The 25934-nt window shown below is 69.9% G+C and carries 28 protein-coding genes; 13 read left to right on the forward strand and 15 right to left on the reverse strand.

Annotated elements, in window-relative coordinates; genetic code table 11:
* Positions 1-3 precede the first annotated feature (3 nt).
* The 3 genes from ABIC28_RS16225 to ABIC28_RS16235 form a co-directional block, all read right to left on the reverse strand.
* Positions 4-924: a cation diffusion facilitator family transporter gene (locus ABIC28_RS16225; protein ID WP_269588465.1), complete on the reverse strand. Its 921-nt coding sequence runs from the start codon at positions 922-924 to the stop codon at positions 4-6.
* A 69-nt stretch (positions 925-993) separates the two neighbouring features.
* Positions 994-2088 (reverse strand): FUSC family protein, encoded by a 1095-nt coding sequence (locus ABIC28_RS16230; protein ID WP_223263884.1) that lies wholly within the window; start codon positions 2086-2088, stop codon positions 994-996.
* A 37-nt stretch (positions 2089-2125) separates the two neighbouring features.
* Positions 2126-2542 carry a DUF3151 domain-containing protein gene (locus ABIC28_RS16235; RefSeq protein ID WP_097210322.1) on the reverse strand — a complete coding sequence of 139 codons (417 nt, stop codon included), beginning with the start codon at positions 2540-2542 and terminating at the stop codon, positions 2126-2128.
* A 60-nt stretch (positions 2543-2602) separates the two neighbouring features.
* Between ABIC28_RS16235 and ABIC28_RS16240 the strand changes: the two genes are divergently transcribed.
* Positions 2603-4189, forward strand: a complete 1587-nt coding sequence (locus tag ABIC28_RS16240; protein ID WP_354579793.1) for an Rv0361 family membrane protein — start codon at positions 2603-2605, stop codon at positions 4187-4189.
* 82 nt (positions 4190-4271) lie between these two features.
* Here ABIC28_RS16240 and fbaA read toward each other — a convergent pair whose 3' ends face one another.
* Positions 4272-5309, reverse strand: a complete 1038-nt coding sequence (gene fbaA / locus ABIC28_RS16245; protein WP_027502545.1) for a class II fructose-bisphosphate aldolase — start codon at positions 5307-5309, stop codon at positions 4272-4274.
* A gap of 273 nt (positions 5310-5582) precedes the next feature.
* On the opposite strand from fbaA, the gene ABIC28_RS16250 reads away from it, so the two are divergent.
* The 3 genes from ABIC28_RS16250 (at position 5583) to ABIC28_RS16260 (ending at position 7733) form a co-directional block, all read left to right on the forward strand.
* Positions 5583-6260, forward strand: a complete 678-nt coding sequence (locus tag ABIC28_RS16250; RefSeq protein ID WP_209929227.1) for a DedA family protein — start codon at positions 5583-5585, stop codon at positions 6258-6260.
* Positions 6261-6263: 3 nt separating this feature from the next.
* Complete coding sequence (locus ABIC28_RS16255) at positions 6264-6914, forward strand: DedA family protein (protein WP_097210056.1); 651 nt, start codon at positions 6264-6266, stop codon at positions 6912-6914.
* A 96-nt stretch (positions 6915-7010) separates the two neighbouring features.
* The gene (locus ABIC28_RS16260; protein WP_097210055.1) at positions 7011-7733 is read left to right on the forward strand and encodes an antibiotic biosynthesis monooxygenase; all 723 of its coding nucleotides are present in this window, start codon (positions 7011-7013) and stop codon (positions 7731-7733) included.
* Positions 7734-7744: 11 nt separating this feature from the next.
* On the opposite strand, the gene ABIC28_RS16265 is transcribed toward ABIC28_RS16260, so the two are convergent.
* Positions 7745-8890, reverse strand: a complete 1146-nt coding sequence (locus ABIC28_RS16265) for a GTP-binding protein (protein ID WP_097210054.1) — start codon at positions 8888-8890, stop codon at positions 7745-7747.
* A 59-nt stretch (positions 8891-8949) separates the two neighbouring features.
* On the opposite strand from ABIC28_RS16265, the gene ABIC28_RS16270 reads away from it, so the two are divergent.
* Positions 8950-10860 carry a glycoside hydrolase family 15 protein gene (locus ABIC28_RS16270; protein ID WP_097210053.1) on the forward strand — a complete coding sequence of 637 codons (1911 nt, stop codon included), beginning with the start codon at positions 8950-8952 and terminating at the stop codon, positions 10858-10860.
* Between the two features lie 9 nt (positions 10861-10869).
* On the opposite strand, the gene ABIC28_RS16275 is transcribed toward ABIC28_RS16270, so the two are convergent.
* The 4 genes from ABIC28_RS16275 to ABIC28_RS16290 form a co-directional block, all read right to left on the reverse strand.
* Positions 10870-11991: a glycoside hydrolase family 76 protein gene (locus tag ABIC28_RS16275; protein ID WP_097210052.1), complete on the reverse strand. Its 1122-nt coding sequence runs from the start codon at positions 11989-11991 to the stop codon at positions 10870-10872.
* A gap of 34 nt (positions 11992-12025) precedes the next feature.
* Positions 12026-12688 carry a TrmH family RNA methyltransferase gene (locus tag ABIC28_RS16280; RefSeq protein WP_097210051.1) on the reverse strand — a complete coding sequence of 221 codons (663 nt, stop codon included), beginning with the start codon at positions 12686-12688 and terminating at the stop codon, positions 12026-12028.
* 17 nt (positions 12689-12705) lie between these two features.
* Entirely contained in the window at positions 12706-13314 is a 609-nt protein-coding gene (locus ABIC28_RS16285) for a hypothetical protein (protein ID WP_502945022.1), read from the reverse strand.
* 98 nt (positions 13315-13412) lie between these two features.
* Entirely contained in the window at positions 13413-14201 is a 789-nt protein-coding gene (locus ABIC28_RS16290) for an SDR family oxidoreductase (RefSeq protein WP_097210049.1), read from the reverse strand.
* A 47-nt stretch (positions 14202-14248) separates the two neighbouring features.
* Here ABIC28_RS16290 and ABIC28_RS16295 point away from each other — a divergent pair, with 47 nt between their 5' ends.
* Complete coding sequence (locus ABIC28_RS16295; RefSeq protein ID WP_097210321.1) at positions 14249-14695, forward strand: hypothetical protein; 447 nt, start codon at positions 14249-14251, stop codon at positions 14693-14695.
* A 27-nt stretch (positions 14696-14722) separates the two neighbouring features.
* On the opposite strand, the gene ABIC28_RS16300 is transcribed toward ABIC28_RS16295, so the two are convergent.
* Positions 14723-15427 (reverse strand): lysoplasmalogenase, encoded by a 705-nt coding sequence (locus ABIC28_RS16300; RefSeq protein WP_354579798.1) that lies wholly within the window; start codon positions 15425-15427, stop codon positions 14723-14725.
* Positions 15428-15680: 253 nt separating this feature from the next.
* Here ABIC28_RS16300 and ABIC28_RS16305 point away from each other — a divergent pair, with 253 nt between their 5' ends.
* From ABIC28_RS16305 to ABIC28_RS16320, 4 genes are all read left to right on the forward strand, one after another.
* Positions 15681-16568, forward strand: coding sequence for an esterase/lipase family protein (locus tag ABIC28_RS16305; RefSeq protein WP_179800429.1), 888 nt, complete (start codon positions 15681-15683; stop codon positions 16566-16568).
* Between the two features lie 76 nt (positions 16569-16644).
* Positions 16645-17244 carry a phosphoribosylanthranilate isomerase gene (locus tag ABIC28_RS16310; RefSeq protein WP_354579800.1) on the forward strand — a complete coding sequence of 200 codons (600 nt, stop codon included), beginning with the start codon at positions 16645-16647 and terminating at the stop codon, positions 17242-17244.
* Between the two features lie 97 nt (positions 17245-17341).
* A complete protein-coding gene (locus ABIC28_RS16315; protein ID WP_354579802.1) occupies positions 17342-17959 on the forward strand; it encodes an FHA domain-containing protein in 618 nt (205 codons plus the stop codon).
* A gap of 160 nt (positions 17960-18119) precedes the next feature.
* Positions 18120-18632: a hypothetical protein gene (locus ABIC28_RS16320; RefSeq protein WP_354579805.1), complete on the forward strand. Its 513-nt coding sequence runs from the start codon at positions 18120-18122 to the stop codon at positions 18630-18632.
* Between the two features lie 79 nt (positions 18633-18711).
* Here ABIC28_RS16320 and galK read toward each other — a convergent pair whose 3' ends face one another.
* A complete protein-coding gene (gene galK / locus ABIC28_RS16325) occupies positions 18712-19896 on the reverse strand; it encodes a galactokinase (protein WP_502945023.1) in 1185 nt (394 codons plus the stop codon).
* Positions 19893-21011: a galactose-1-phosphate uridylyltransferase gene (gene galT / locus ABIC28_RS16330; RefSeq protein WP_354579807.1), complete on the reverse strand. Its 1119-nt coding sequence runs from the start codon at positions 21009-21011 to the stop codon at positions 19893-19895. Before galT ends, galK begins: the two co-directional genes overlap by 4 nt.
* Before the next feature lie 122 nt (positions 21012-21133).
* Between galT and ABIC28_RS16335 the strand changes: the two genes are divergently transcribed.
* The 3 genes from ABIC28_RS16335 (at position 21134) to ABIC28_RS16345 (ending at position 23773) form a co-directional block, all read left to right on the forward strand.
* Entirely contained in the window at positions 21134-21586 is a 453-nt protein-coding gene (locus ABIC28_RS16335) for a MarR family winged helix-turn-helix transcriptional regulator (protein ID WP_097210041.1), read from the forward strand.
* Positions 21587-21614: 28 nt separating this feature from the next.
* Entirely contained in the window at positions 21615-22868 is a 1254-nt protein-coding gene (locus ABIC28_RS16340) for an MFS transporter (RefSeq protein WP_354579810.1), read from the forward strand.
* A gap of 83 nt (positions 22869-22951) precedes the next feature.
* Entirely contained in the window at positions 22952-23773 is an 822-nt protein-coding gene (locus ABIC28_RS16345; RefSeq protein WP_354579812.1) for a DUF5602 domain-containing protein, read from the forward strand.
* A 9-nt stretch (positions 23774-23782) separates the two neighbouring features.
* Here the strand turns inward: ABIC28_RS16345 and pyrE are convergent, their stop codons facing one another.
* From pyrE to ABIC28_RS16360, 3 genes are all read right to left on the reverse strand, one after another.
* Positions 23783-24313, reverse strand: a complete 531-nt coding sequence (gene pyrE / locus ABIC28_RS16350; RefSeq protein ID WP_072752564.1) for an orotate phosphoribosyltransferase — start codon at positions 24311-24313, stop codon at positions 23783-23785.
* Positions 24314-24360: 47 nt separating this feature from the next.
* Positions 24361-24981, reverse strand: a complete 621-nt coding sequence (locus ABIC28_RS16355) for a LemA family protein (protein ID WP_209928460.1) — start codon at positions 24979-24981, stop codon at positions 24361-24363.
* A gap of 148 nt (positions 24982-25129) precedes the next feature.
* Positions 25130-25927, reverse strand: coding sequence for a TtfA family protein (locus ABIC28_RS16360; RefSeq protein WP_373560220.1), 798 nt, complete (start codon positions 25925-25927; stop codon positions 25130-25132).
* Positions 25928-25934 lie beyond the last annotated feature (7 nt).

Here is a 25934-nt window from a genome sequence, read left to right on the forward strand (position 1 = left end):
GCGTCACCAGGTGAGGTTCTCCTGGCAGTGGCTGCCCTCGACGCCCGACTCGATCTGCACGGTCGCGTGGCCGAGCCCGTGCGCGTCGAGCACGACCTTCGCCGCGCCGAGCACCTGCCGCGAATCCGCCTCGCTGGTCAGGTGCACGGTCGCGACGTCCATGCCGGTGGTCAGCGTCCACACGTGCAGGTCGTGCACGTCCGAGACCCCGGACAGGGCGCGCAGATCCGACTCGACGGCGTCGACGTCGACGTGCGCGGGCGAGGCCTGGGTGAGGATGCGCAGCGCGGCGCCCGCGAGCTTGATCGCGCGGGGCACCACCCACAGCGAGATCAGCACGCCCACCACGATGTCGGCGTACGGCCAGTTGAACACCAGCACCACGGCGCCTGCGATGAGGACGCCGACACTGCCGACGGCGTCCGCGAGCACCTCGAGGTAGGCACCGCGGACCGCGAGGGAGCCCTTGGCGTCGGCGCGCAGCATCAGCATCACGACGATATTGGCCGCGAGCCCGGCAGCGGCCGTCAGCATCAGCGGCAGGCCGGGTACCTCGGGGGCGTCGCCGATCCGTCCGATCGCCTCGTACATCACCCACGCCGCGACGGCCAGCAGCAGCACCGCGTTGGCCATCGCGGTGAGCACCTCGGCGCGATGCCAGCCGAAGGTGCGTGCGGCGGCCTTGGACCCCTGCCTGGCGAGCAGCAACGCCACCAGGCCCATCGACATGCCGACGACGTCGGTGAGCATGTGCCCGGCGTCCGCGAGGAGCGCGAGCGAGTTGATGGTCAGGCCGACCGCGACCTCGAGCGCGAGGAACGCGAGCAGGATCCCCAGCGCGATGACCATCCGGCGGATCCGGCCCGCCGACGGCCCCGCGGCGGTCGGCTCACCCCCGTGGCTGTGCCCGTGCCCAACTCCCATGACGCTCCCCTTCGTGTGGTTCGCGTCCATCATATGCATACATTCGCATATGTGGCTACATCGTCGCCGCTACTGCTCCGGCGGATAGTAGGGATGCGCGACCGTCGGCGGCAGGGTCGCGATGGCCGAGATCCGCTTCAGCCCCGCGACCTGCAGCAGGTCCACCGTCAGCGAGCGGATCTGCGCGAACACCACGGTCGCGGACACGCCCGCGTTCTCCACCAGTTCGGCCTTCGCCCCGGACGCCACCGAGCGCAGCACCCGGGCCGCGTCGGCCTGGTCGGGCTTCTCGCCGGGATCGGCCAGCATCATCCGGCGCAGCACCTCCAGCGCCTGCGCGAGCTTCTCCACCTCGTCGACCAACCGCGGATCGAGGATCTCGTCGTCGCGGACCAGCGTCAGCGACCGTCGCGCGAGCACCCGGATGTTGCGCATCGCGTTGTCGATCGGATCGGCGGTGGCGCTCAGCCGCGCGAGACGTTCGCGCGAGTTCCAGTACAGCGGCGATACCCGGCTGATCTCCCGGCCACCGATCAGGTTCGAGCGGAGCCCGTCGATCGCCGACTGGGTGTCGCGGGCCTTCTGCAGCGCCTTGACGATCGGTTCCGGGTCGTTCTCGACCAGCCCGTCCGCCACCAGCTGCAGCACCTCCCCCGCGGTGCCGAGGATCGCGGCGGCGTGCTGCCGCGCCCGCAGCACCGGATGGGTCGGCACGAACGCGACGACGAGGATCCCGACCAGGCCACCGATGAGGGCGTCGATCATCCGGTCGGGACCACCGCCACGTTCGGGCGGGATCAGCGTCGCGACCAGCACCGCGGAGGTGCCGGCCTGCATCGAGATGATCGGCCCGCCGTCGAGGAAGATCGCCGTCGACATGGCCAGCATCACCACCAGCACGATCTGCCAGGCGCCGGTGCCGATCTGGGAGATCAGCAGGTCACCGATCCCGATGCCGACGGTGACGCCCGCGAGCAGCTCCACCGACCGCCGCAGCCGCGCCCCGAGGGACAGGCCCAGCGAGACGACGGCCGCGATCGGCGCGAAGAACGGATTCGGGTGGTGGATCAGGTCATTGGCGATCCACCAGGCGAGTCCGGCGGCGAGCGCGCACTGCAGGACGGGAAACGCCGACCCGCGCAGCCGTTTGACCGAGGCCCTCAGTCGAGCGCGGCCCCGGTCGGCGGTGAAGAATTGAGGGCTAGCCGAGGCCAAGTGCTTCGGCGGCCCTGGGGTCGCAGTCCTCGAGCAGGTCCAGGCAGCGGGCGTGCTCGTCGGATTCGCCGATCGCCTTGGCGGCCTTGGCCAGTACCGCGACGCAGCGCAGGAACCCGCGGTTCGGCTCGTGGCTGTACGGCACAGGACCGAAACCCTTCCAGCCGTTGCGTCGCAGCTGGTCGAGCCCGCGGTGGTAGCCGGTGCGCGCGTACGCGTAGGCGGTGATCGTCTGATCGTCGGCGAGTGCGGCCTCGGCCAGGTAGGCCCACGCGATGGACGCCGTCGGATGGTCGGCCGCAACCTGCTTGGGGTCCGCCTTGTTCAGGAGTTCGGACTCCGCGTCGTCGTCTCCGGGCAGCAGGGTGGGCTGGGGGCCGAGCAGGTCACCGAAAGAGGTCATGCCGACCATTGTGCCCCGACCACCGGTCGCTCGATAGGCTGCCCACAGTCACGAACAGGAATGGCGAACGAGAGGGCGGACGTGTCGGACCCCAAGAACCCGGAACCCAAGGACTCTGCCGCCCAGAGCGCGGAACCCGGCAGCGACCGGGCAGCGACCGGCGCGGACGCGAAGGACACCGGAAACGCCTCGGTGACAACGCCGGAGACGACGGACGCCGAGGCACAGGAGACCCCCGAGGCCGAGACCCCGGCCACCGAACCCGACATCGCCGGCGATGCCGCTGTCGCTGTCGCTGACGAGGCGGAGGCGGCGGACGGGCATGCGGCCGACGACACGCCGGTCACCGACGCGACGGACGACGTCGCACCGGAGTCGGCGGAGCACACCGAGAAGGACGAGGACCCCGCGCCGGTCGAGACCGTGACCGAAGCGAAGTCCGAGCCCGGAACAGAGCCAGAGGCCGAGACGGGGGCCAAGCCCGAGCCCGACGCCGAGGCTGAGGCGGATGCCGAGGCAGACGCAGAGCCTGAGGCGGAGGCTGAGCCCGAGGCGGACGCCGAAGCGAAGTCCGAGCCCGAGCCCGAGGCGGACGCCGAAGCGAAGTCCGAGCCCGAGGCGGACGCCGTGACCCAGGGCGAGGACGCACCGGCCGAGCCCGAGCCCGAGGCGGACGCCGAATCCAAGGCCGAGCCCGAGCCCGAGGCGGACGCCGAATCCAAGGCCGAGGACGTCCACGCACCGGCCGAGCCCGAGCCGACGGACACGGACACCGACGCCGATGAGGACGGATTCGCCGCGGTCACCGTCCCGGTGGAGAGGTCGGGCGCGGCATGGAAGCCGCAGGCTCCGACGGCCGCACCGCGAAAGGTGGTGCCCGCAGGCGCCCCGCCCGCGCCCACCACCGCCCCGCAGTCCGCACCCGCGGCCACCGCCGGGACCCCAGACGACGCCACCGTCGCCCTCCCGAGGGTCACACCGCCGCCCGCCGCCCCCGACGACGCCACCGTCGCCCTCCCGAGGGTCACCCCGCCGCCCGCACGGCCCAACGCCGTGGTGCCCCCGACCCAGGTCTCGCGCCCCAAGGCCGCGCCGGCCAAGGTCGGTCCCGGCCGACCCGCACCGGCGGTCCGGCCGCCCGCGGGTGCCTCTCCCGTCGCCGCGCCGCCGCGCCCGGCACCTCCAGTCGCGGGGCCCGCCAAGATCCCCGCCCCGGAGCCCGCGTCGAGCGGCAAGAAGCGATGGCCGATCGTCGTCACCGTCGGCGTAGTGCTGGCCGCCGCGGCGGGTGGGGCCTACCTGCTCACCTCGACGGTCAGCAGCAACTCGGCGGAGGACCAGGTCAAGACCGCGATCAACACCTTCGTCGACGCGATCGAGGGCGGAGATCTCGCGACCCTGCGGACGATCTCCTGCGGCGACCTGGCGTCGTACTACGCGCAGATCCCCGATGCCGAGTTCGCCGACGTGTACCGGGTGGCGGTCGACCAGCGGTCGATCCCCGTCGTCGAGAGCATCGACACGGTCTCCATCACCGACGACACCGCGATCGCCCAGGCCACCGTCCACACCGGCGCGGCCCCGAACGAGAGCTCGGCGCGCTCGTTCAACCTGCAGCGCGATGGCGACGCGTGGAAGGTCTGCTGACCTAGCCCGGAAATGACGAAAGTGCAGCTACCGGGGCATCGACCGAGAGGCCGAGCCGGTAGCTGCACTTTCGTGCGAGCGACTAGCTGCCGGAGACGGAGCGTCCGGCGGACTTGAGGTCGTTGCAGGCCTCGATGACGCGAGCGGTCATGCCGGCCTCGGCCTTCTTGAGGTAGCTGCGCGGGTCGTAGACCTTCTTGTTGCCGACCTCGCCGTCGATCTTGAGGACGCCGTCGTAGTTGGCGAACAGGTGTCCGGCGATCGGGCGGGTGAACGCGTACTGGGTGTCGGTGTCGACGTTCATCTTCACGACACCGAAGTTCAGCGAGTCCTCGATCTCCGACTTCAGCGAGCCCGAGCCGCCGTGGAAGACGAAGTCGAACGGCTGCGAGCCTGCGGCAAGGCCGAGCTTCGCGGCCGCGACCTTCTGGCCCTCCTCGAGCACGGCGGGCTTGAGCTTGACGTTGCCCGGCTTGTAGACGCCGTGCACGTTGCCGAAGGTGGCGGCCAGCAGGTACTTGCCGTTCTCGCCGACACCGAGCGCGTCGACGGTCTTCTCGAAGTCCTCGCTGGAGGTGTACAGCTTGTCGTTGATCTCGGCCTCGACGCCGTCCTCTTCGCCGCCGACCACGCCGATCTCCACCTCGAGGATGATCTTCGCGGCCGCCGAGAGCTTGAGCAGCTCCTTGGCGATCTCCAGGTTCTCGTCGATCGGGATGGCCGAGCCGTCCCACATGTGCGACTGGAACAGCGGGTTCTGGCCCGCGTTGACGCGCTCCTGCGAGATCGCCAGCAGCGGACGCACGAAGCCGTCGAGCTTGTCCTTGGGGCAGTGGTCGGTGTGCAGCGCGATGGTCACGTCGTACTTCGCGGCGATGACGTGCGCGAACTCGGCCAGCGCGACGGCGCCGGTGACCATGTCCTTGACGCCGAGGCCGGAACCGAACTCCGCGCCGCCGGTCGAGAACTGGATGATGCCGTCACTGCCCGCGTCCGCGAAGCCCTTGATGGCGGCGTTGATGGTCTCGGAAGAGGTGCAGTTGATGGCGGGGAAGGCAAAGGAGTGCTCCTTGGCCCGACCGAGCATCTCGGCGTAGACCTCGGGAGTTGCGATCGGCACGGAACTGACCTCCATTTAAAGAGTCGAGGGGCGCATCCCTTGATGTCAGGGGCGCCGGGGGTACATGCAGTATTGCAAACCCCGCCGCGCGTGCCCGACGACTCCTGACCGTCGCCGCCCACCGGCGACCTCACGATTGCCGCCGGCGCCGCGTGCGTTCACCCGGTTCCGACCGGCCGCGGGGCGCGGGCGGGCGAGCCCGCGCCGATCGCCGGTACTCTGGGCCGCGTGATTGTGCAGGCAGCCTCGGAGTCCGTGACCAACCTAGCCCTGATGCCCCAGTGGATGGACCCGATGTATCTGCTGACGGAGTCGTGGCTCAAGAACCTGGTGCTACCGGCGATCCTCACCATCGTCTTCATCGAGACGGGCCTGCTGTTCCCGCTTCTGCCTGGCGATTCGCTGCTCTTCACCGGTGGCCTGCTCGCCGCACAGCCGAACCCGCCGGTCAACATCTGGGTCCTGATGATCGCGGTGCCTGTCGTGGCGATCCTCGGCGACCAGACCGCGTATTGGATCGGTCGCAAGATCGGCCCCGCGCTGTTCAAGAAGGAAGACTCGCGCTTCTTCAAGAAGGAGTACGTGACCGAGTCGCACGCGTTCTTCGAGAAGCACGGGCCGAAGACCATCATCCTGGCCCGCTTCGTGCCGATCGTGCGCACCTTCACCCCCGTGATCGCGGGCGTCTCGAAGATGAACTACCGCACCTTCCTCGGCTACGACATCGTCGGCGGCATCCTGTGGGGCGGCGGCGTCACGATCCTGGGCTACTTCCTCGGCAATGTCGCCTTCATCCGCGACAACGTCGAGGCCATCTTCCTGCTCATCGTCTTCATCTCGATCCTGCCGGGCATCGCCGCGGTGGCCAAGAAGGTGTTGGCCTCGCGCCGCGAACCGGTCGCAGCGACAGCGCCCGAGGTCCCCGTGACCCAAGACGACCCGACGCCGTAGCCGATGACGCTCGCCGCCGGCAGTTTTGCGCCACTTGAAACCGCCGGGCCGGCGGTGGTGTGGCTGATCGTCCTCGCCTTCGTCTTCCTCGAGTGCGCCGTCATCATCGGCCTGTTCCTGCCCGGTGACTCCCTGTTGATCACAGCGGGCATCGTGCTGGCGGGCCACTCCTCGGGTTCGGCCCACGTGTGGGCGCTGTCCGCGGGTGCCGCCGTCGCCGCCATCGCGGGCAACCAGGTCGGCTACCGGATCGGCCTGCGCACCGGGCACCATCTGGTGGCGCGCCGCGGGGGCCGCTACGTGACGGCCGAGAACCTGCACAAGGTCAACGTCCTGTTGGATCGGCACGGCTTCCTGTCGGTTCTGGTGGCGCGCTGGATTCCGTTCGTCCGGACCCTGTGCCCGCTGGTCGCGGGCGCGGCGGGGATGAACCACCGCATGTACACGGTGGCCAGCAGCCTGGGCGCGCTCGCGTGGGCCCCGGTGCTGCTGCTGATCGGCTACTACGCGGGCGAGTTCCTCCAGCGCGTCCCGTGGCTGATGCCTGCGGTGCTCGCAGTGATGGTGGTGTGCCTGATCGTCGGCACGGTGCTCGGCATCCGGCATTACCGGCAGGAGATGGCAAAACCACCCGTGGACTACGCCGTCGAGTGACCGCGTCCCCACGGCTTGACCTCAATTGAACTTCAGGTTCAAGGATGTCTCTCAGGACCCGAGCCCCAGCGCCCCCCGAGAGACCGGAGATCAGCCATGAGCGTCGTCAGGAACCCCCACGCGCTGCCACGGATCACCCGTCCCGGTGCCGGCATCGTCAAGGCCAGTGCTTGGGACGTCGGCACGCCCGAGCGACAGCGGGCGGCGGTCGACGCGATCGCCGCGGCCTGGGGCAAGCGCGACTGGCCCGACGAGCACCTGCTCTCCTACAGCGTCTACATCGGCAATGACGGCGGGACGCTGTTCCACTACTCACAGTGGGCCGACGAGGAGAGCTACCGGATCTGGCTGACGGGGGCGCGGAGCGACACGGTCGCGGAGATCGACGCCGCGGTGCCCGGCATCGAGCGACTCTGGCTGCACACGTACGAGCTGTACCGAAACAGGGGCGGCTCCGCCGGGGACGCCGGCCGGGTGCCGGGCGCGATCATCGTCGTCGACATCGAGTTCGACGGTCCCGACCCCGTGCGCCAGCGGGCCTGGGTGGACGGCGTCTTCGAGGCGCTGGAGAACGACCCGGAGCCGGCCCCCGGCGGGATCTCCGGACACTTCCACGTCAGCGTCGACGGGACCCGGGTGCTCAACTACGCCGAGTGGGAGAGCGCGCAGGCGCACATCGATGCCCTCGCCGGGGGCGAGGGCATCGGCTCGGCGACGCCCGAGTGGCACCGGGTGCAGAGCTTTCCCGGCGTGACCGGTCTCGGCATGAAGCGGTACACGCCCGCGCTCAGCCTGAGCGGCGGCGTCGCGGGGGCGTGAACCGCCCCGCCTCAGTGCTCGTGGTCGTCGAGTTCCCACGCGGGCAACGGATCCGGGTAGCCGACCCACGCACTCGGGCCCGCGGCCAACTCGCCGTCGGTCAGCAGGGCGGTGTCGAGGATCCGCTTCGGCGCGTGCACGTCCAGGCGGACACCGATGAAGACGAGCTCCTGCCCCGGTGGCACCTCGGCGCTCGACCACAGCTGCGCGGGCTCGATCGTCAGGTTCGGCCCCGCCTGCGACCAGATCGCCGCGACCTCGGGCCTGCTGGCGATCCAGCAGAACCCCTTGCTGCGCAGCAACCCCTTCAGCTCCGCGAGCGCGACCTCGAGGCGCGCGGGATGGAACGGCCGGTCGGCCCGGTAGGTGACGCTGCGGATGCCGTACTCCTCGGTCTCCGGGGTGTGCCCACCGGCCAGCTCGTCGTCCCAGCCGGGAGCCCGGGCGGCGAGCTCGGGGTCGTAGAGGCCGGTCTCGAGGACCTCGTCGAGGTCGACGACGCCTGCCACCGTGCGCAGCAGTCGCGCGGACGGGTTCAGCCTGCGCAGCGTCGCCTCCACCGTCCCGGCACCCTTTTCGCTGACGAGGTCGGTCTTGGTGAGCAGCAGTACATCGGCGAATTCGACCTGGTCGACGAGCAGGTCGGAGATGGTGCGTTCGTCACCGTCCCCGGCGACCTCGCCGCGGTCGGCGAGGCGCTGGCCGCGGGTGAGCTCACCGAGGAAGGTCGACGCATCGACGACGGTGACCATCGTGTCGAGCTGCGCCACCTGGCCGAGGCTGAACCCGTCCTCGAACTCCCAGTCGAAGGTCGCGGCGACCGGCATCGGCTCGGAGATGCCGGTCGACTCGATGATCAGCTGGTCGAACCGACCGTCGCGGGCCAGTGCCCCGACCGCCTCGATGAGGTCCTCGCGCAGCGTGCAGCAGATGCAGCCGTTGGTCAGCTCGACCAGCTTCTCCTCGGTCCGGTCGAGGTGCCCCTGGCCGGCAACCAGGGCGGCGTCGATGTTGATCTCGCTCATGTCGTTGACGATCACCGCGACGCGGCGCCCGTCACGATTGGCGAGCACATGGTTGAGCAGGGTGGTCTTGCCCGCGCCGAGGAATCCGGACAGGACCGTGACGGGCAGTTTCTTTGTCGGGGCTGAAGTCATTCCTTAATGGTAATGGTTACCATTTCCGTCTATGCCACCCGTGTGCGCGTCGCACCCCGATGGGGGTACAAATCACGCACCGCCGCCGGGCCCCGGCGTACCTTCACAGGGCACAGGCACCCCGCAGAACCAGACGAAGGGCGGCGATCATGTCCGAATTCCCTCCGATCGCCGACTACGCATTTCTGTCCGACTGCCAGACGTCCGCCCTGGTCGCCCCCGACGGTTCGGTGGAGTGGCTGTGCATTCCACGACCCGACGCCCCCAGCGTGTTCGGCGCGCTCCTCGACCGGTCCGCGGGGTCCTTCCGGTTCGGCCCGTCGCACGTCCAGACGCCCTCGCAGCGTCGCTACCTTCCTGGATCGATGGTCCTCGAGACGACCTGGTGCCTGCCCACAGGAACCCTGGTGGTGCGCGACGCGCTGGTGATGGGCCCGTGGAACGGCACCACCCGGTCGGACGAGTACCGGCGGCCACCGGCGGACCAGGTCGCTCAGGACATGTTGCTGCGCACCGCGGAATGCATCGAGGGCAGCGTCGAGATCACCGTCAATTGCATGCCGCTCTTCGAGTACGGCAGGTCGACCGGCGCGTGGACCTACTCGGGCGAGGGCTACGAGAGCGCGACCTGCTCCGCAGGCGAACTCACGCTGACGTTGACGAGCAACCTCCGACTCACCTTCGGCTCGGCGCGGGCGGGCACCAGGACCGAACTGTCCGCTGGGGATACCGCTTTCGTCGCGCTCTCCTGGAACGGACTTTCCGTCACGAGCCTCGACCAGGCCACCGGCCTGCTCGACGGGACCGACCGGATGTGGCGCGACTGGATCAGAAAGGGCGACTTTCCCGACCACCGGTGGCGCCCGTATCTCGAGCGCAGCGCGCTCACCCTCAAGGGCCTGACCTACGCCCCCTCGGGCGCCCTGATGGCGGCCGCGACCACGTCACTTCCGGAAACGCCTGGCGGCGAACGGAACTGGGACTATCGCTACACGTGGGTGCGGGACTCTGCGTTCATGCTGCACGCCCTGTTCGAACTCGGCTACGACTGGGTGGCCTTCGAGTATTTCGCGTTCCTGATCGACGCCGCGGCGAGCGGTCCGATGCAGATCATGTACGGCCTCGGCGGCGAACGCGACCTGACCGAGCACACCCTCGACCACCTCTCCGGCTACGACGCCGCCCGTCCGGTCCGGGTCGGCAACGGTGCCTGGAGCCAGCGCCAGCACGACATGTGGGGGATGCTGATCGAGTCGGTCGCGACCCACGTTCGGCACGCCAGCCAGCTCGGCCCTCCCGCCTGGGCCCTGGTCACCCAGCTGGTCGACAGCGCGATCGACGTCTACCGCAAGCCGGACCGGGGCATCTGGGAAGTGCGCGGCGAACCCCGGCACTTCACCGCGTCGAAGGTCATGTGCTGGGTGGCGGCCGACCGCGGCGCATCGATGGCCGCGGATCGCGGGGTGGGCGAGCTCGCTGAGCGATGGCGGCAGGCAGCCGACGAGATCCACGCCGATGTGTGCGCCAACGGCGTCGACGCCCGCGGGGTGTTCGTCCAGCACTACGACACCACCGCCCTCGACGCCTCCACCCTGCTGATCCCGATCATGGGTTTTCTTCCCCCGGAAGATGATCGGGTCCGGGCGACGGTACTGGCGATCGCCGACGAGCTGACCACCGACGGGCTCGTCCTGCGCTATCGGACGGAGGAGACGGACGACGGCCTCTCGGGCGAGGAGGGCACGTTCACGATCTGCTCGTTCTGGCTGGTGTCCGCCCTCGCGATGATCGGCGAGGTCGACCGGGCGCGGATGCTGTGCGAGAAGCTGCTCTCGTTCGCCAGCCCACTGCACCTCTATGCCGAGGAGATCGAGTCCTCCAGCGGCAGACACCTGGGCAACTTCCCGCAGGCCTTCACCCACCTCGCGCTGATCGACGCCGTCACCAGCGTGATCAAGGCCGGGGGCTGACGACGGGACCTAGATCGCTCCCGACGCCACGTACGCGGCCTCCATCAGCATCCAGCCGCCGAGCTGCACCGAGAAATCCCGCTCGGCGATGTCGGACGACCGCACGGTGCCGCCGGTGAAGGTGGCGATCCCGTCGCCGAGACCGGGCAGGTGAGCCGGGGCCGTCCAGTCGCGCCCGAAGAGCGGCAGTCCCTCGACCTGGAGGCGGTTCTCCCACGCGACCTCCGCGGAGTCCAGCACGATCTGCGCCGCGGTCCGGCGCGCTCGCACATCGGCCGCGCGATCGCCCGGTAGCTCGGCGGCGACCAGCGCCAGGTAGCGCGCGAGGATCCCGTTGAAAAGGCCGCCGTCCCCTCCCCCGCCGCCGACGATCAGGCCGTCCTCGGTGAGCCGCTTGTCGATGGCCTCGACCAGCGCGTGCACCCGGTGCCGGTGCCGGGGCGCGCCGAGCCGCACCGCGAGCTCGACCTCGGTGCCGAGCGCCACGCCCTGGCAGTAGCTGTAGATCTCGCGGTCGAGCTCCCCAGGGGAATCCGCGTCGTCGGTCCGGATGCCGTCGAACATCAGGCCCGTGAACGGGTCCCGGAGCTTCTCGTCCATCCAGTCCGCGATGGCCTGCGCCCGCCACAGCCGTCCGGTCCGGGCCAGCATGATCGCCGCGGGACCGTTGGCCGGGGTGTTGTAGAAATTGGACCTCTTGCACCACGGGATGCCGCCGCCCTGGTCAGGGGCCCACGCATCGAAGAGCTGGGATTCCAGGTCCTGGATGGCGTTCCGATAGTCGAGGTGGTGCAGTCGCTGCGCACGCTCGAGTGCGATCCCGAGCCAGGCCATGTCGTCGTAGTAGTTGTTCGTCCATCCGCCGATGTTTCGGACCCGATGTGCCCGAGCAATTTTCGTTATGCGACGGCGACGCTTGGGGGTTGGATCGCGCAACGCCGCATCCACGACGCAGTCGAGGAGGTGCGCCTGCCACCAGTAGTGCCAGCTGAAGAAGAGCCGTTCGCGCCGCACCGGCGGCCAGGCCACCACGCCGAGGGCGGTGCCGGGCAGGGCCCACAACCGGCGCACGTGCCGGGAGACCATCGCTTCCTCGGCGGCGTCGGCTCGCTCGGCCCACTGATGCTGCATAACAAACGATCTTGCCTATATATGTGACGAATCGCTACCAGGCACGCCCCAGGTCGGCGTGCTGGCGAATCCACGCGTGCATCGCGATACCCGCGGCGACCCCCGCGTTGATGCTCCGGGTGGATCCGAACTGGGCGATCGAGACGGTCATCTCCGCCGACCGTTTCGCGTGGTCGGTGACGCCGGGGCCCTCCTGTCCGAACAGCAGGATGCACTCGCGCGGCAGGCTCGCGGTCTCCAGCGGCACCGAGCCCGGCGTATTGTCCACCGCCACCACGGCCAGGTCGCTGCGGGCCGCGTATTCGAACAGCGTCTCCACATCGGGGTGGTGGACGATGTGCTGGTACCGGTCGGTCACCATGGCCCCCCGGCGATTCCAGCGACGCCTGCCGACGATGTGCACCGAGGCCGCGGCGAAGGCGTTGGCCGTGCGGACCACGGTGCCGATGTTCGAGTCGTGCCCGAAGTTCTCGATCGCGACGTGGAACGGATGCCGCCTGCTGTCGATGTCCGCGACGATCGCCTCGCGGGTCCAGTACCGGTACGCGTCCACCACATTGCGCCGGTCACCCAGCGCGAGCAGCTCCGGGTCGTAACGGGGGTCGGTCGGCAGCGGGCCGTCCCGCTCCGTGTCCCATGGCCCCACCCCGTTGGGATGCTCTCCCCACTCGGTCGGGCCGGATTCGTCGTCGGTCATTGCCGTGTCCGCATCTGTCAGAACGTGTCGTTGGAGTCGGTCGCGATCCGGAAGCCGTGCCCGGTGTCGTCCTTGACGCAGGTCACGCCCTTCGCCTCGGATTTGCAGGTGAACCCGAACGAGCTCACCTTGTCCCCCACCGGGAGCACGGAGTCAGCGGCCGAGACGCCGGAGGTGTAGACGGGACCACCCGAGCACAGGAACTCACCCGGTCCGTTGCCCGTCACCCTGATCCCGTTGCCCCAGTTCACCATGCAGTTCTCCGGCCGGGCCGGAATCGGGGTGGTGGCGCCCTGGCAGCCGGCCTCGGTCCGGGTGGGCAGCGAGATGATGCCGCACTCGAAGCCACCCACCGGCGAGCTGAAGTAGACCGCCTCGTTGCGCGCGTACTCGACCGCGGTGGTCGAGGGCGGCGCGCTGGTGGTGGTGGTGGTCGTCGTCGTGGGCGGTGCGGTGGTGGTGGTCGTCGGCGCGAGGGTGGTGGTGGGCGCGGAGGCGGTGGTGGTGGGCACCGCGATACTGGACGGCGGCGCCTGACCGGCCTCGGAGGTGCCGCAGGCGGCCGCTCCGAACACCGCCGCGACCCCGAACACCGCTGCTACAACCCGACCTGAACGCACACGCACACCCTTCCTCGACAGTCGCCACAGAACTCTAGTGGCCGACGCGCCGAGGTCCACGCGGGCAAGGGATCGGGTACCGGGCTCCCCGGCCGGGCGACCCGCTAGCTGTGGCTGATCCGCCGGTTGATCTCCCTGGTCAGCCAGGCCGGGGAGAACCGCGACGCCATCATCATCGCGCCAGCCTGACGACCCACCGGGTAGTGCACCTTCGCCAGCATCCGGTGCGAGCGCCTGGTCGCCTTGACGACGACCTTCGCGACGTCGGTCGCGGTCAGCTTGATGCCGAGCGAGTCGGCGGTGCGCATGTCCAGGTTCCCGGTCATCGCGGTGTTCACGAACAGCGGCCAGACGGCGAGCACCCGAATGCGGTGCCGCCGCCACTCCAGTTCCAGCGCCTCCGTGAGGCCCCGGATGGCGAACTTGGTTGCGCTGTAGGTGGCGAGTTCGGGCTGGCCGTAGATCGCCGAGGCCGAACACAGGTTGACCAGCTGCGAACCGGGCGTCGCCTGCAGGTAGGGGAAGGCGGCCCGGCTGCCGAGCACGACGCCGCCGACGTTGATGTCGACCATCCGCCGATGCTCGGTCAGCGACATCTCCTCGAACCGGCCAGAGGAGAGCACCCCCGCGTTGTTCACCAGGATGTCGAGGCGGTGCGAGGCGACCTCCGCGAACTCGGCGAGCCGCGCATCCCACTGATCGGGGTCGGTGACGTCCAGCACCCCGGTCGAGATCTCGCCGCCACCCGCGCGGATCTCCCGCGCCAGGTCCGCGAGACCGGTCTCGTCGATGTCGAAGGCACCGACGAGGTATCCGGCCCTCGCGAACTCCAACGCGGTCGCCCTGCCGATCCCGGCCGCCGCACCGGTGATGACCACTGTCTGCTTCGCCATGTCGGCCAGGGTAGGCGGTGCGCCTACCCTGGGGGGTGGAGGATCCGATGTTTCACGAGCGCATCGTCCGCACGGTGCTGACCATCACCGTCGGCTACCTGATCGTCCTGGCGATCTGGCTGGGCTGGCTCGTCCAGCACACGCCGCCGGGCACCGTGCCGTACCAGATCGGCGGGCTCCTGGCCGCGTACGGTTCGGCGCTCGGGCTCGGGATGATGTGGGCCGACCGGCCGACCCGGGCGGACCGGAAGCTGGAGCGGCGAGGGCTGGAGGGCTGGGCGAAGATCGAGAGCACGCAGCGGCTCGCCGAGACCGCCGATCACGGACAACTCACCGAGCTGCGGCTCGCGCTCACCGTCCCGGGCGAGGAGTCGTATTCGGGCCGGGTGGTCTACGAGGTGCCCGCGTCGATGCGTGAGCGATTCGTGCCAGGCAGGACGGTGCCGATCCGGGTCGACCCCCACAACCGGGACCGAATCGTGCTCTGCCCCTGATCGGTTCGGGGGTTCGGCGGCCGGGTCCTAGCTGGTGCGGTTCTTCCGCCCGAGCGCGAGCATGCCCTCGACCAGGAGGAACTGCGCGGCCGCGTAGCTCGCCAGGACCACGCCCTCGGCGGCCCGGCGGCCCGACTCCGAGCGCACGAACAGTCGCCGCACCACGATCAGGCCATCCGAGCCGGTGAACAGCAGCCCGCCGAGCCCGAGCCAGCTCCGCCGGTCCGCGTTGGGCAGCGCCATACCCGCGGTGGTGGTGGCGCCGGGGGCCAGCGCCGGGTCGGCCGAGAGCGTGGACGTGGTGGCCAGCGCCGCGCCGTACGCGGTGAGCGGGGTGGAGACCGTGCGAGCCCTGGCCCGCAGCAGCCCGGCCGCACCGAGCCAGCCCAGCTTCCGCGGGACAAGGGAGGGCAGGGTGGGGCGGGCCCCGCGTCGCAGCAACAGCGTCGTGTAGCTGGCCTGCATCACGGCGAACGACGACGCGCCGCGCACCAACCGGGCATCGTTGTCGGGGTCGATCATGAAGACGTCGCCGACGGTCGCGGCGGCGAGACCGCCGACGAGCAGCGCGGTGTCGGCGGCGTCGGTGTCGGCGCGCTTGCGCAGTACCCGGACCGCGAGGGACGGCGCGATCAGCGGCTTGGCGATCTGCTGCAGCCGTTCGTTCCCGATGACCGCGCCGAGCACGGTGGCTCCGGTCGCGCCGAGGAACACCGCATGCTCGAGCCGCATCTCTACCTCTTTCGGTGACGGTTGACGTGTGGCTCGAGCGTATCGGGTGCTCGAGCGGGGCCGGAGCGCCGGCGGCACCCGGGTGACATCGGGCCGGCGCACGAGCCCGCCCGGCACCGGCGATTCGCCTTGACGGTGATCGCGGGGTCTGTTGCCATGTGATCGAAGGCCTTGATCGCGATCGGATTTCGCCGGTCGGATCGGCTCACAGGGGGGCGTTTCACATATGGCGATCAAGCATGGTGCCCGATCGATGTCGATGCGGCTGGGGATCCTCGGCGTGGCGCTCGCGGGGGTGCTCGCGATATCGGCGGCGCCTGCCACCGCCGCGCCCGACACGGGCTCGGCGGCTCCGGCGCCCCCGTCGGGAACGGTGATCGAGCCCGCGATCGATTGCCGTCCCAGCAGCGTCCGGCCCCGTCCGGTGCTTGTTCTGCCCGGAGCGGACGGCACTACCTCCGAGACGGCGTCCCAGTGGGAGGTCGTCGTCTCGGCGCTGCGGCAACAGGGCGCCTGCACCCTGGTGTTCCAGGGCGGGGTCGTCGACGGCCGACGTTGGGCGGGAGACATGGCCGCCTCCGCCGGCCAGCTGGCGCAGTTCGTCGAGAAGGTCAAGGACACCACCGGGGCACCCCAGGTCGACATCGTCGCCCACTCTGCGGGCTCCGTCGCCGCGAACTACTACGTCAAGGTGCTCGGCGGCGCGCCGGATGTGCACGACATGGTGCTGCTCGCGCCGGAGGCCCGCGGCTGCGACGGCGCAGGCTTCCTGGCCCAGTACGGAATCAAGGACTTGCCGGTCACCCCGGTGCAGGTGCTGGAGGCGCTGCCCTTCCTCGCACCGGCGCTGGCAACGCTGATTCCCGGGATGGCCTCGGCGCTCCAACTGACGCCGGTATCCGACATCTATCGGACTCTCATGGACGGGCCCATCGCCCAACCCGGCGTCGGCTACGCCGTGATGGCGACGAAGAACGATCAGGTCGCGACGCCGCCCGGCACGTGTTCCTTCATCACCGAGCCCGGCGTCACCAACGTCTTCTTCGAAGACGCCTTTCCCGGCGGCCCCGCCGTGGACCACTCGAGCCTTCGATCGAACCCGAACACGGCGAGCTGGATCGTGGATCAGCTCTATCGGTGACGCCGAGCGATGACCGAGTTCCCTCGGCCTGCCCCTATCCTCGAGCGGACGAGCACACGGAGGATCGGCGATCTCAATGACATTCATCAAGATGTGTGGCCTGCGTGACGAGGTCACGGTGGACCGCGCCGTGCAGCTCGGCGTCGACGCCGTTGGCTTCGTCTTCGCGCGGAGCCCACGCCAGGTGACCCCGGAGGTGGCCGCGCAGCTCAGGCAGCGTGTGCCCGAGGGCGTCCTCGCGATCGGGGTGTTCACCGGGATCGGGATCGCCGATATCGTCTCCGCAGCGAGGACCGCGGGAATCGACGTCGTGCAGGTGCACGATCTGCGCTCGGCCGACGAGGTCGCGGCCCTGCACGACGCCGGACTCCGCGTCGTCCGGGCGCTGAACACAGGGAGTTCGGGCGATCCGGCGACCGGTTTCGACGAGGACCTCCTGCTCGTCGACGGTGCCGTCGCCGGGGCGGGCGTCGCCTGGGACTGGCAGGACCGGTCCCTGCTGCCGAGCGGTCGGTGGATCCTCGCCGGCGGGCTCGACCCCGACAACGTCGCGCAAGCGCTGGACGCCAGCGGAGCCTGGGGCGTCGACGTCTCCAGCGGTATCGAGTCGAGCCGCGGCGTCAAGGATCCGGAACTGATGGCTGCCTTCGTGACCGCGGTGCGTGGCCGCGGTTAGCGGCCACTGCTCCTGCCGACCTGCGGCCGATCGGAACTAGACTGGACGGTCAGGGGCATGTGTGTCAGTGCCCACCGAGGCGCGCATTGGGGTGGCCGTGAGCCAACTGGATGGGCCCCGTCTCAGCTATACCGACGACGACGGGATTCATCGCGAACTCGCATTGGTCGAGGACTTGCCCCGGGTCACCGTGGGGCGATCTCCGAAGGCCGATATCGCGTTTGCGTCGGACCACGACGTCGCGCTCCTGCACGCTGCGATCGAGTGGACAGGCACCCACTGGACCATCGTCGACGAGGGGCTCTCCCACACCTGCACGTTCGTCAACGGCGAGCGACTGAGCGGGCGCAGGCGCCTGCAGTCGGGCGACGGCATCGGGATCGGATCCTCGATGCTGACCTTCCACGACACACCTGCGGGTGGTGACCCTGCCCGGATCGCCGACGCCGTGCCCACCCGCGCCGCATTGACGCCCGCCCAGCAGGCGATCGTGGTCGAACTCTGCCGGCCCTTCAAGGGCAACGCCGCGGCCTGCAAGCCTGCCTCCAACCAGCAGATCGCGGAGCGGCTGTTTGTCAGTGTCGAGACGGTGAAGACCCATCTGCGGACGCTGTTCTCGAAGTTCGGCGTCGAGGATCTGCCGCAGAATCGGAAGCGGGCACAGCTCGCCGAACGCGCTCTGCAGAGCGGCGTCGTCACCGACCGTGATCTCTGAGAACCCGCCCCGCGAGGGGACTGCCCGATCGTCGCGCACAGACTGTGCGGTTGGTTTCGGGGCCGTGGTCTGTGGGAACATGTCCTCGGCCGACCCGCTGGCGCTTCGACGCCGGGGTCGCGGCCGGGGGAATGACACATCACACAACGGGGGATTCACAATGAGTATTCGTAGCTTTGCCGTGCGCGCGATCGGCGCTGGCACCGTCGCCGCGGCCGCCGTGGTCGGCCTGACCGGTCCGGCCTCGGCCGCGCCCGCACCGGCACCCATCCTGCACACGTTCTTCACCGGACCACTGCTTCCCGTGCTCGGGCAGAACGCGTTCTGCAACGGCGTCATCGACACCCTCGTCGAGACCGATCCCACTCGTCCGGGGCTCGCCACGGTGGTGCTCACCTCGCGCGGCATGCATGGGGTCGGCCCGGAGTGGGCAGCCAATCCGGTCTGCCGCATCAAGGCAGACATCGTGTGGGGCCTCGGCGTGCTGGCGGGCCAGGCCAAGACCGTCGAACTCAACTTCGGCGAGCGCCCCGGCGAGTCGGTCCGAACCGAGATCAACCCCGGTCCCGGCGTGACCGGACTGACCATCCAGGCCACCTTCATCAATCCCTACGTCAACGAGCTCCGGCCGCAGTACTCGCTGCCGGTCGGGGCGTACGCGATCATTCCCTGATCCGCGGCACCCACTGAACACCCACTGAGCGGGGGTTCGGCGGTCAGGTTTCACGCGAAACCGGCCACCGATCCCCCGTTCAGCACGTGCGGGAAACGCGACGGGCAGGACCGGCGCAGGCCCGCAGCTCCAGGAAGCGCGGTTCGGTGAGCCCGCGGGACCGCGCGCCAGCCAGCACCTCGGCTGCCACGCGCTCCGCCGCACCGGCATCGATCAACGCGATGGCCGACCCGCCGAAGCCCCCGCCGGTCATCCGGGAGCCGAGCGCGCCCGCCGCGAGCGCCGAGTCCACCGCGCAGTCCAGCTCCGGGCAGGACACCTCGTAGTCGTCGCGCAACGAAACGTGCGACGCGGTCAGCAAGGGGCCGAGCTCGCGGTAGCGACCGGAATCCATGAGGGACAACACCTCCCGCACCCGGCCGATCTCCGAGACGACGTGCCGCGCACGGCTCCGCAACACCGGATCGGTCAGCGCCGACACGTCGGTCACCTCACGCAGCGAGGCGCCGAGCGTGGCGGCCGCCTCCTCCACCGAGGCCCGGCGCTGCGCGTACTGGCCGTCGACCAACCGGTGCGGGGCGCGGGTGTCGATCACCAGCAGCGCCAGCCCCTCCCCCACCAGCTCGAACGGCACCGGGGTGACGCCGCCGTCCCGCGAATCGACGAGCAACGCGTGACCGTCCTCGGCGCGCAGCGAGACCGCCTGGTCCATGCCGCCGGTGGGGGCCAGCGCGATGTCGTTCTCCGCCCGCACGCAGCACGCCGCCAGCGCGGCGCGGCCCGCGTCGTCGGTCGGCGCCCCGGACAGGTCCGCCAGGGCGAGCGCGAGCGCGCACTCGAGTGCGGCCGAGCTGGAGAGGCCCGCACCGATCGGGACCGAGGACTCGACCGCCACGTCCGCGCCACCGAAATCGCTGTCCAGCAGCCCGTCTCGCCGCATCGCCCACACCACACCCGCGAGGTACGCCGCCCAGTCCGACGGGTTACCCGGCGCGATCTCGTCGACCCGTCCGGTCCAGGCACCCAGGCCTGACCGGCACCGCAGCATCCCATCGCGCCGACGCCCGACCGCGACCACGGTGCTGTGCGGCAACGCGATCGGCAGCGACAGGCCCTGGGCGTAGTCGACGTGCTCGCCGATGAGGTTCACCCGCCCCGGCGCGGCCCACACGCCCTCCGGGTCGGTGCCGAACTGGCCCCGGAACCGATCGACGACGGACGCGGCCAACGCCGAATCCGACGCGGACTCCACCCATTCGCTCACGGCGCGATCTCCCGAAAGCGCCCCGCGATCCGCTCCGGGGTGGTGTCGCTGACCCAGGCTCCCATCCCCGACTCGGAACCCGCGAGGAACTTCATCCGGTGCGGGGACCGCATCAACGAGAACAGCTGCAGGTGCAGCCTGCCCAGCGCGCGCTGCTCCCCGACCGGCGCCTGATGCCATCCCGCGATGTACGGAAGCCGTTCCACCCCTTCGAAGAACCGATCCAGGCGGCCCAGGATGTCGAGGTAGACGTGCGCCAGCTCGTCCAGCTCGACCGCCTCCAACGCGGCCAGATCGGGGACGTCCCGGTGCGGCGCGAGGTGCAGCTCCACCGGCCACCGCGCGGCGGCGGGCACGTAGGCCGTCCAGTGCTCGCCCTCGAGCACGACCCGGCTGCCCGCGCGCCGCTCCGCCTCCAGCACGTCGCGCAGCAGCGATCGCCCGGTCCGCGCCAGATGCCGCTCGGACTGCCGCAGCAGCGCACCGGTGTTCGCGGGCAGCATCGGGTACGCGTAGATCTGGCCGTGCGGGTGCGCCAACGTCACGCCGATCTCCTCGCCCCGGTTCTCGAAGCAGTAGACCTGCTCGATGCCCGGCAACGCCGACAGCTCCCTGGTCCGGTCGGCCAGCGCGCCGAGCACCGTGCGCACCCGGCCCACCGGCAGCTCCGCGAAGCTGCGGCCGTGGTCGCTGGTGAAGCAGACGACCTCGCAACGGCCGGCTGCGGCCCGCTGCGGCCAGAGGGACTCGCTGTCGACGTGGTCGGTCGGCGGCGCCACCGCGCCGGTCGCCAGGGACGGAAACCTGTTCTCGAAGACGGCGACGTCGTAGTCGTCGGCGGGGATCTCCGTCGGCGTGCGGCCGGGGCCGCTCGGACACAGCGGACACGCGTCGGCCGCGGGCAGGAAGGTCCGATCCATCCGGTGCGCGGCCATCGTCACCCACTCGCCGGAGAGCACGTCGTAACGCATGGTCGACTCCACCCGGATCGGCGACAGGTCACGGGTGTCGTGCAGTTGCCGGGTCGCCGCCCCGCTCACGTACGGCTCGGAGTCGTCGAAGTAGATCAGCTCTCGGCCGTCGGCGAGCGCCGTCGCCGTCCTCCGGATCGTCATCGGATCTCGTCCCCGCCCTTCACCCGTGTTCGCCGCCGCACAGATTGTGCCCCACGCGCCTCACCGGCCTGTTCGACCACAGGGTTCACATACATAGTTTGCCTATGCAATAATATGCACCCATGGCATCCGAACACCCGGCGGAGCGCCACCTGCGCGAGGTCCTCGCGGAGCTGGTGACCAACACGTCGAGATTCACCCGACTCGCCTCCTCGATCGCGACCGACGACCGGCCACGAGCCTGGATGCGGGCGCTCTCACACCTCGACGAGTACGGCGAGCTCCGCATCAGCGAGTTCGCCCGGATCGATCGCTGCTCACAGCCGACGGCCACCGCCCTGCTCAAGCAGATCACCGATGCCGGCCTGGCCCGCAGACACCGCGACCCCGCGGACTCGCGGGCGGTGGTGGTCGAGATGACCGAGGCCGGACGCCGATGGCTCGGCGAGGCCCGCGCCGAGATCGGCACCGCACTCGCCGCCCACCTCGGCGACCTCGAACCCGAACAGATCGAACGACTCTCGCAGAGCCTGGCCGACCTTCGGGCCGCGATCAAGGCGTCTACGCAGCGATGAGAGAACCAGCGACACAGAGGAAGAGCCCGTGACAGTCACCGACACGGCCACAAGCGCCGGCACCGAGAGCAAGAGCATCCTGCAGCAACCGAAGGCGGTCTGGGCGGTCGCGTTCGCGAGCGTCATCGCCTTCATGGGCATCGGCCTTGTGGACCCGATCCTCAAACCGATCGGCGAGCAACTCGACGCGACCCCCTCGCAGGTGTCGCTGCTGTTCACCTCGTACATGCTCGTGACCGGTGTCGCCATGCTGATCACCGGCGTGGTGTCGAGCCGGATCGGCCCGAAGAAGACGCTGCTCTTGGGCCTGGCGATCATCGTGGTGTTCGCCGCGCTGGCCGGGATGTCGGGCACCGTCGGACAGATCGTCGGATTCCGCGCCGGCTGGGGACTGGGCAACGCGTTGTTCATCGCGACCGCGCTGGCGACGATCGTGGGCGCGGCCAGCGGCGGCGTCGCGAAGGCGATCATCCTGTACGAGGCCGCGCTCGGCATCGGCATCGCGGTGGGGCCGTTGGTCGGCGGCGTCCTCGGCAGCGTCAGCTGGCGCGCCCCCTTCTTCGGCGTCGCCGTGTTGATGGCCGTCGCCTTCATCCTGATCGTGGTGATGCTGCCCGCCACGCCCGCACCGAAGTCGGGCCGGACGTCACTGTCCGCCCCGTTCCTCGCGCTGCGGCACCGGGGCCTGCTCACCGTCGCGATCACCTCGCTGCTGTACAACTACGGCTTCTTCACCCTGCTCGCGTACACCCCGTTCCCGCTCGACATGGGCACCTACGCAATCGGTTTCATCTTCTTCGGCTGGGGCCTGATGCTCGCGATCTCGTCGGTGTTCCTGGCGCCGCGGTTGCAGCGGGCGTTCGGCACGCTGCCGATGATGATGCTCGCCCTCGCCCTGTTCGCGGTCGACCTCGCGGTGATGGCGCTGTTCACCGAGAACAAGACCGTCCTGATCGTCTGTGTGGTCCTGGCAGGCCTGTTCCTCGGCGTGAACAACACCCTGATCACCGAGACCGTGATGATCTCCGCGCCGGTCGAGCGCTCCACCGCGTCCGCCGCGTACAGCTTCGTCAGGTTCGTCGGCGGCGCCGCCGCGCCGTGGGTGGCGGGCAAGCTCGGCGAGAGCAACGTGCACCTGCCGTTCTGGGTCGGCGCGCTCTGCACGGCCGCCGCCATCGTGGTGCTGTCCACCGGGCGCAGGGTGCTCGCGCACGTCGACGACCACGACCCGGCCCCGCACAGCGTCGACGAGGCCGCGGCCATCACCGCCGGTTCGGACTAGGCGACGCCGAAAGGGGCCGCCGCCCCGGGCATCGGCACTAACATCGACGGGTACGCGAATCACCACGGAAGCCGAGGTGCACGATGCGTCCACGCCGCCGGTTCCTGTCCGCCGGACTGATCGTCGCGTGTGCGACGCTGACCATGGCCGGGGGTACCCACGCGCCGGTGGACCGGCCCGCCGCCGTCGGAGCAGGCGTGTTCGACGGACCGACGGTTCGGGTCGGCGATGGCACCGCCCACAGCTTCGTCACCCTCGACGCCGCGGGCAATCCGACCGAAGTGGGCATGCGGCTGTCCGAGGGTGCGATGGACGGCCTGCCCGCGACCCACGACGACGTGGCGACCTTCGAACTCGACCTGCCCGACGAGGCCGCGGCGACGGTCTTCGACCACACCACCCTCGACTGGAACGACCACGGTCACGGCCCGAGCGGCATGTTCGACAAGCCGCATTTCGACACGCACTTCTACATGGCCGACAAGGCCGAGGTCGCCGAGATCGATCCGGCGAGTCCGGATTTCGAGGCGAAGGGCTTGCGGCTACCGGACCCGCGCTACCTCCCGCCGGACTACTTCCCGATGCTCGGGCCGAAGCTCGTGCCGCAGGCGTCGCCCGCGATGGGGGTGCACTGGTTCGATGTCGCCGACGGGGTGATCCCGGGCCCCTACCAGTTCACGCTGGCATTCCTCAACGGAACCTGGGACGGCGACTACACCTTCATGGAACCGATGGTGACCCGCGAGTGGCTGCTGACCAAGCCGAACACCGTGCGGAGCATCAAGCAGCCGCAGGCCTATCAGCGCAGCGGCTACTACCCCACCACCGTCGCCGTCACGTTCGACGACACCGCGGACGAGTACGTTATCACGATGGGCGGCATGGTGCTGCGCCAGGCGTCGTGAGGAGGCGCGCTAGAGGCCCAGGTCCTCGAGGCCGAGCAGCGATCGGTACTCCACGCCCTCCGCGGCGATGACGGCGTCGGCTCCGGTCGCGCGGTCCACCACGGTCGCCACGCCGACGACGATCGCGCCTGCCTCGCGCAGCGCGCGCACGGCGGTGAGCGGCGAGTTACCGGTCGTGGTGGTGTCCTCGACGACCAGCACCCGCTTCCCCACCACGTCGGGGCCCTCGATCTGGCGCTGCATGCCGTGCGCCTTGGCCGCCTTGCGCACCACGAAGGCGTCGATCGGCCTGCCCTCGGCGTGCATGACGGCCATGGCCACCGGATCCGCGCCCATGGTCAGGCCCCCGACTGAATCGAAGTCCCAGTCCGCAACGAGCTCGCGCAGCAGCTTCCCGATCAGCGGTGCGGCACGGTGGTGCAGCGTCGCGCGACGCAGGTCCACGTAATAGTCGGCTTCCTTGCCCGAGGACAGGGTCACCTTCCCGTGCACCACAGCCAGCTCGCGTACGAGCCCTGCGAGCTCCGCCTTCTCCGTCATTCGACCGCTCCTCTTCGCGTCCAGTTTTCGACGCCTAGCGTAGTCGGCTAGAGCAGGGCGCCGGGAACGCCCGCATCCCGGCCCGAAGGGGCGACCGTGTCGTCATGGAGGGGCGCAGGCGAAACAACCTCGTCATGGAGGCGAGCCAGCGGCGGGACGTCGTGCAGGGCGTGCGCCTCCGCGGCCACGTCGGGGCCGACCGGCAACTCGACGACCGTCGCCTCGAACAGCGGCATCTGCTGCCCGCCCACCAGCCGCGCGACAAACCCGGCGGGAACCGAGCGCACCAGCCGGTTCACCGCGGTGGCACTGTCGTTGTAGACCCGGGCCGCTCCGATGATCCGCTGCTCGGTCACCTTGAGCTCGAGGGCGGGGCGCTGAATCGCCCAGTCGTGCTTGACATTCGGGTTGCACTCCACCTCGAACATCAGCCGGTGCAACGCGACCGACAGCGCGTTCTCGGAACCGGCCTGCTCGCCGAGGCTCATGCCCTGCTCGCGCAGCGCCACGGCCAGCGACCGAGCACCGACCAAGGGGGCCAGGATCTCGGACGGCATCGCCGCGGCCCGGGCAGCGGCGATCAGCTCAGGCGCCTGATCGCACCGTCGTTTCAGTTCCACATCGAGTAGGCCCCGGCTCGCGGTGAGGTTTCCCTCGAATCGACGCAAGCGTCGAACCACGGACACCACCCACGTCACAAGAAGAACAACAGCAACGACCGCCACAACCGTCACAAGAGTCACAGGCGTGCAATCTACTCACACCCCGGGGCGCGCGCACACCGGGTCCACCCACCGGCCGTACGCCGGGCCTGATTCAGCCGCGCGGGTCCTGGTCGACGTCACCCTCGTGCGGGTACGGACGTCCCGGATCGTGATTTACATTGCGCGCCATCGGGACAACGTTCGGCGGCGCGTAGTCGTCCACGTCCGGCGCCGAGTACGGCGAGCGCTCCCAGTCCGGCAGCTCGCGGGGGGCGGGGGCGGCGACCGGCGGAGCCTCCGGCTCGGAGTCGAGAACAGGGGGCAGCACGTGCAGGATGCCGGAGAGCCGGGCCACCGCGTCGATCGCGGCGTCCCACTCCCGGCCGTTGCTGGTGACCGGCATCGAACCGAGCGTCCACTCCCCCTCGCTCCACAGCATCTGCACATGCGGCGGAACCGACTCCGTGAAGTGCACCATGCGCTGATCGCAGACCCGTCGGGCGATCTCCAGATCGGTGGCGAACACCACCCGCGGCCCGATCGAGCCGAGCAGGTTCATGTCCGCATCCTTCGGCGGCGGCGTCGACCGCAGCCGGAGATCGATGTCGACGTCGGACCCGACGGTGCGCTGGACCGCAACGATCGTCGTCGTCTCCTCGACGTCGAACAGCACGAAGTTCTCACCGCGCCGGATGCCGTGCACCACGTCGACCGCCCCGAGGTACTCCTGCTTGGCCAGCGCGGCCCGGTGCCAACGCGACGGCAGGTGCTCATCCGACTCGTTGTAGGTGTAGCCCTGCGCCTTCGCCCAGATCTGCCGGACGCGACCGAACTGGTCACGCCTGCTGCGATCGATGGACAGGAGCACGATCGCGCCCACGAGCGCGATCGCTGAGAGTCCGAACCAGATAAGCGTC

The sequence above is a fragment of the Rhodococcus sp. PvR044 genome, assembly GCF_040548995.1.
In the GTDB taxonomy this organism is placed as follows: Bacteria; Actinomycetota; Actinomycetes; order Mycobacteriales; family Mycobacteriaceae; genus Rhodococcus_G; species Rhodococcus_G oryzae.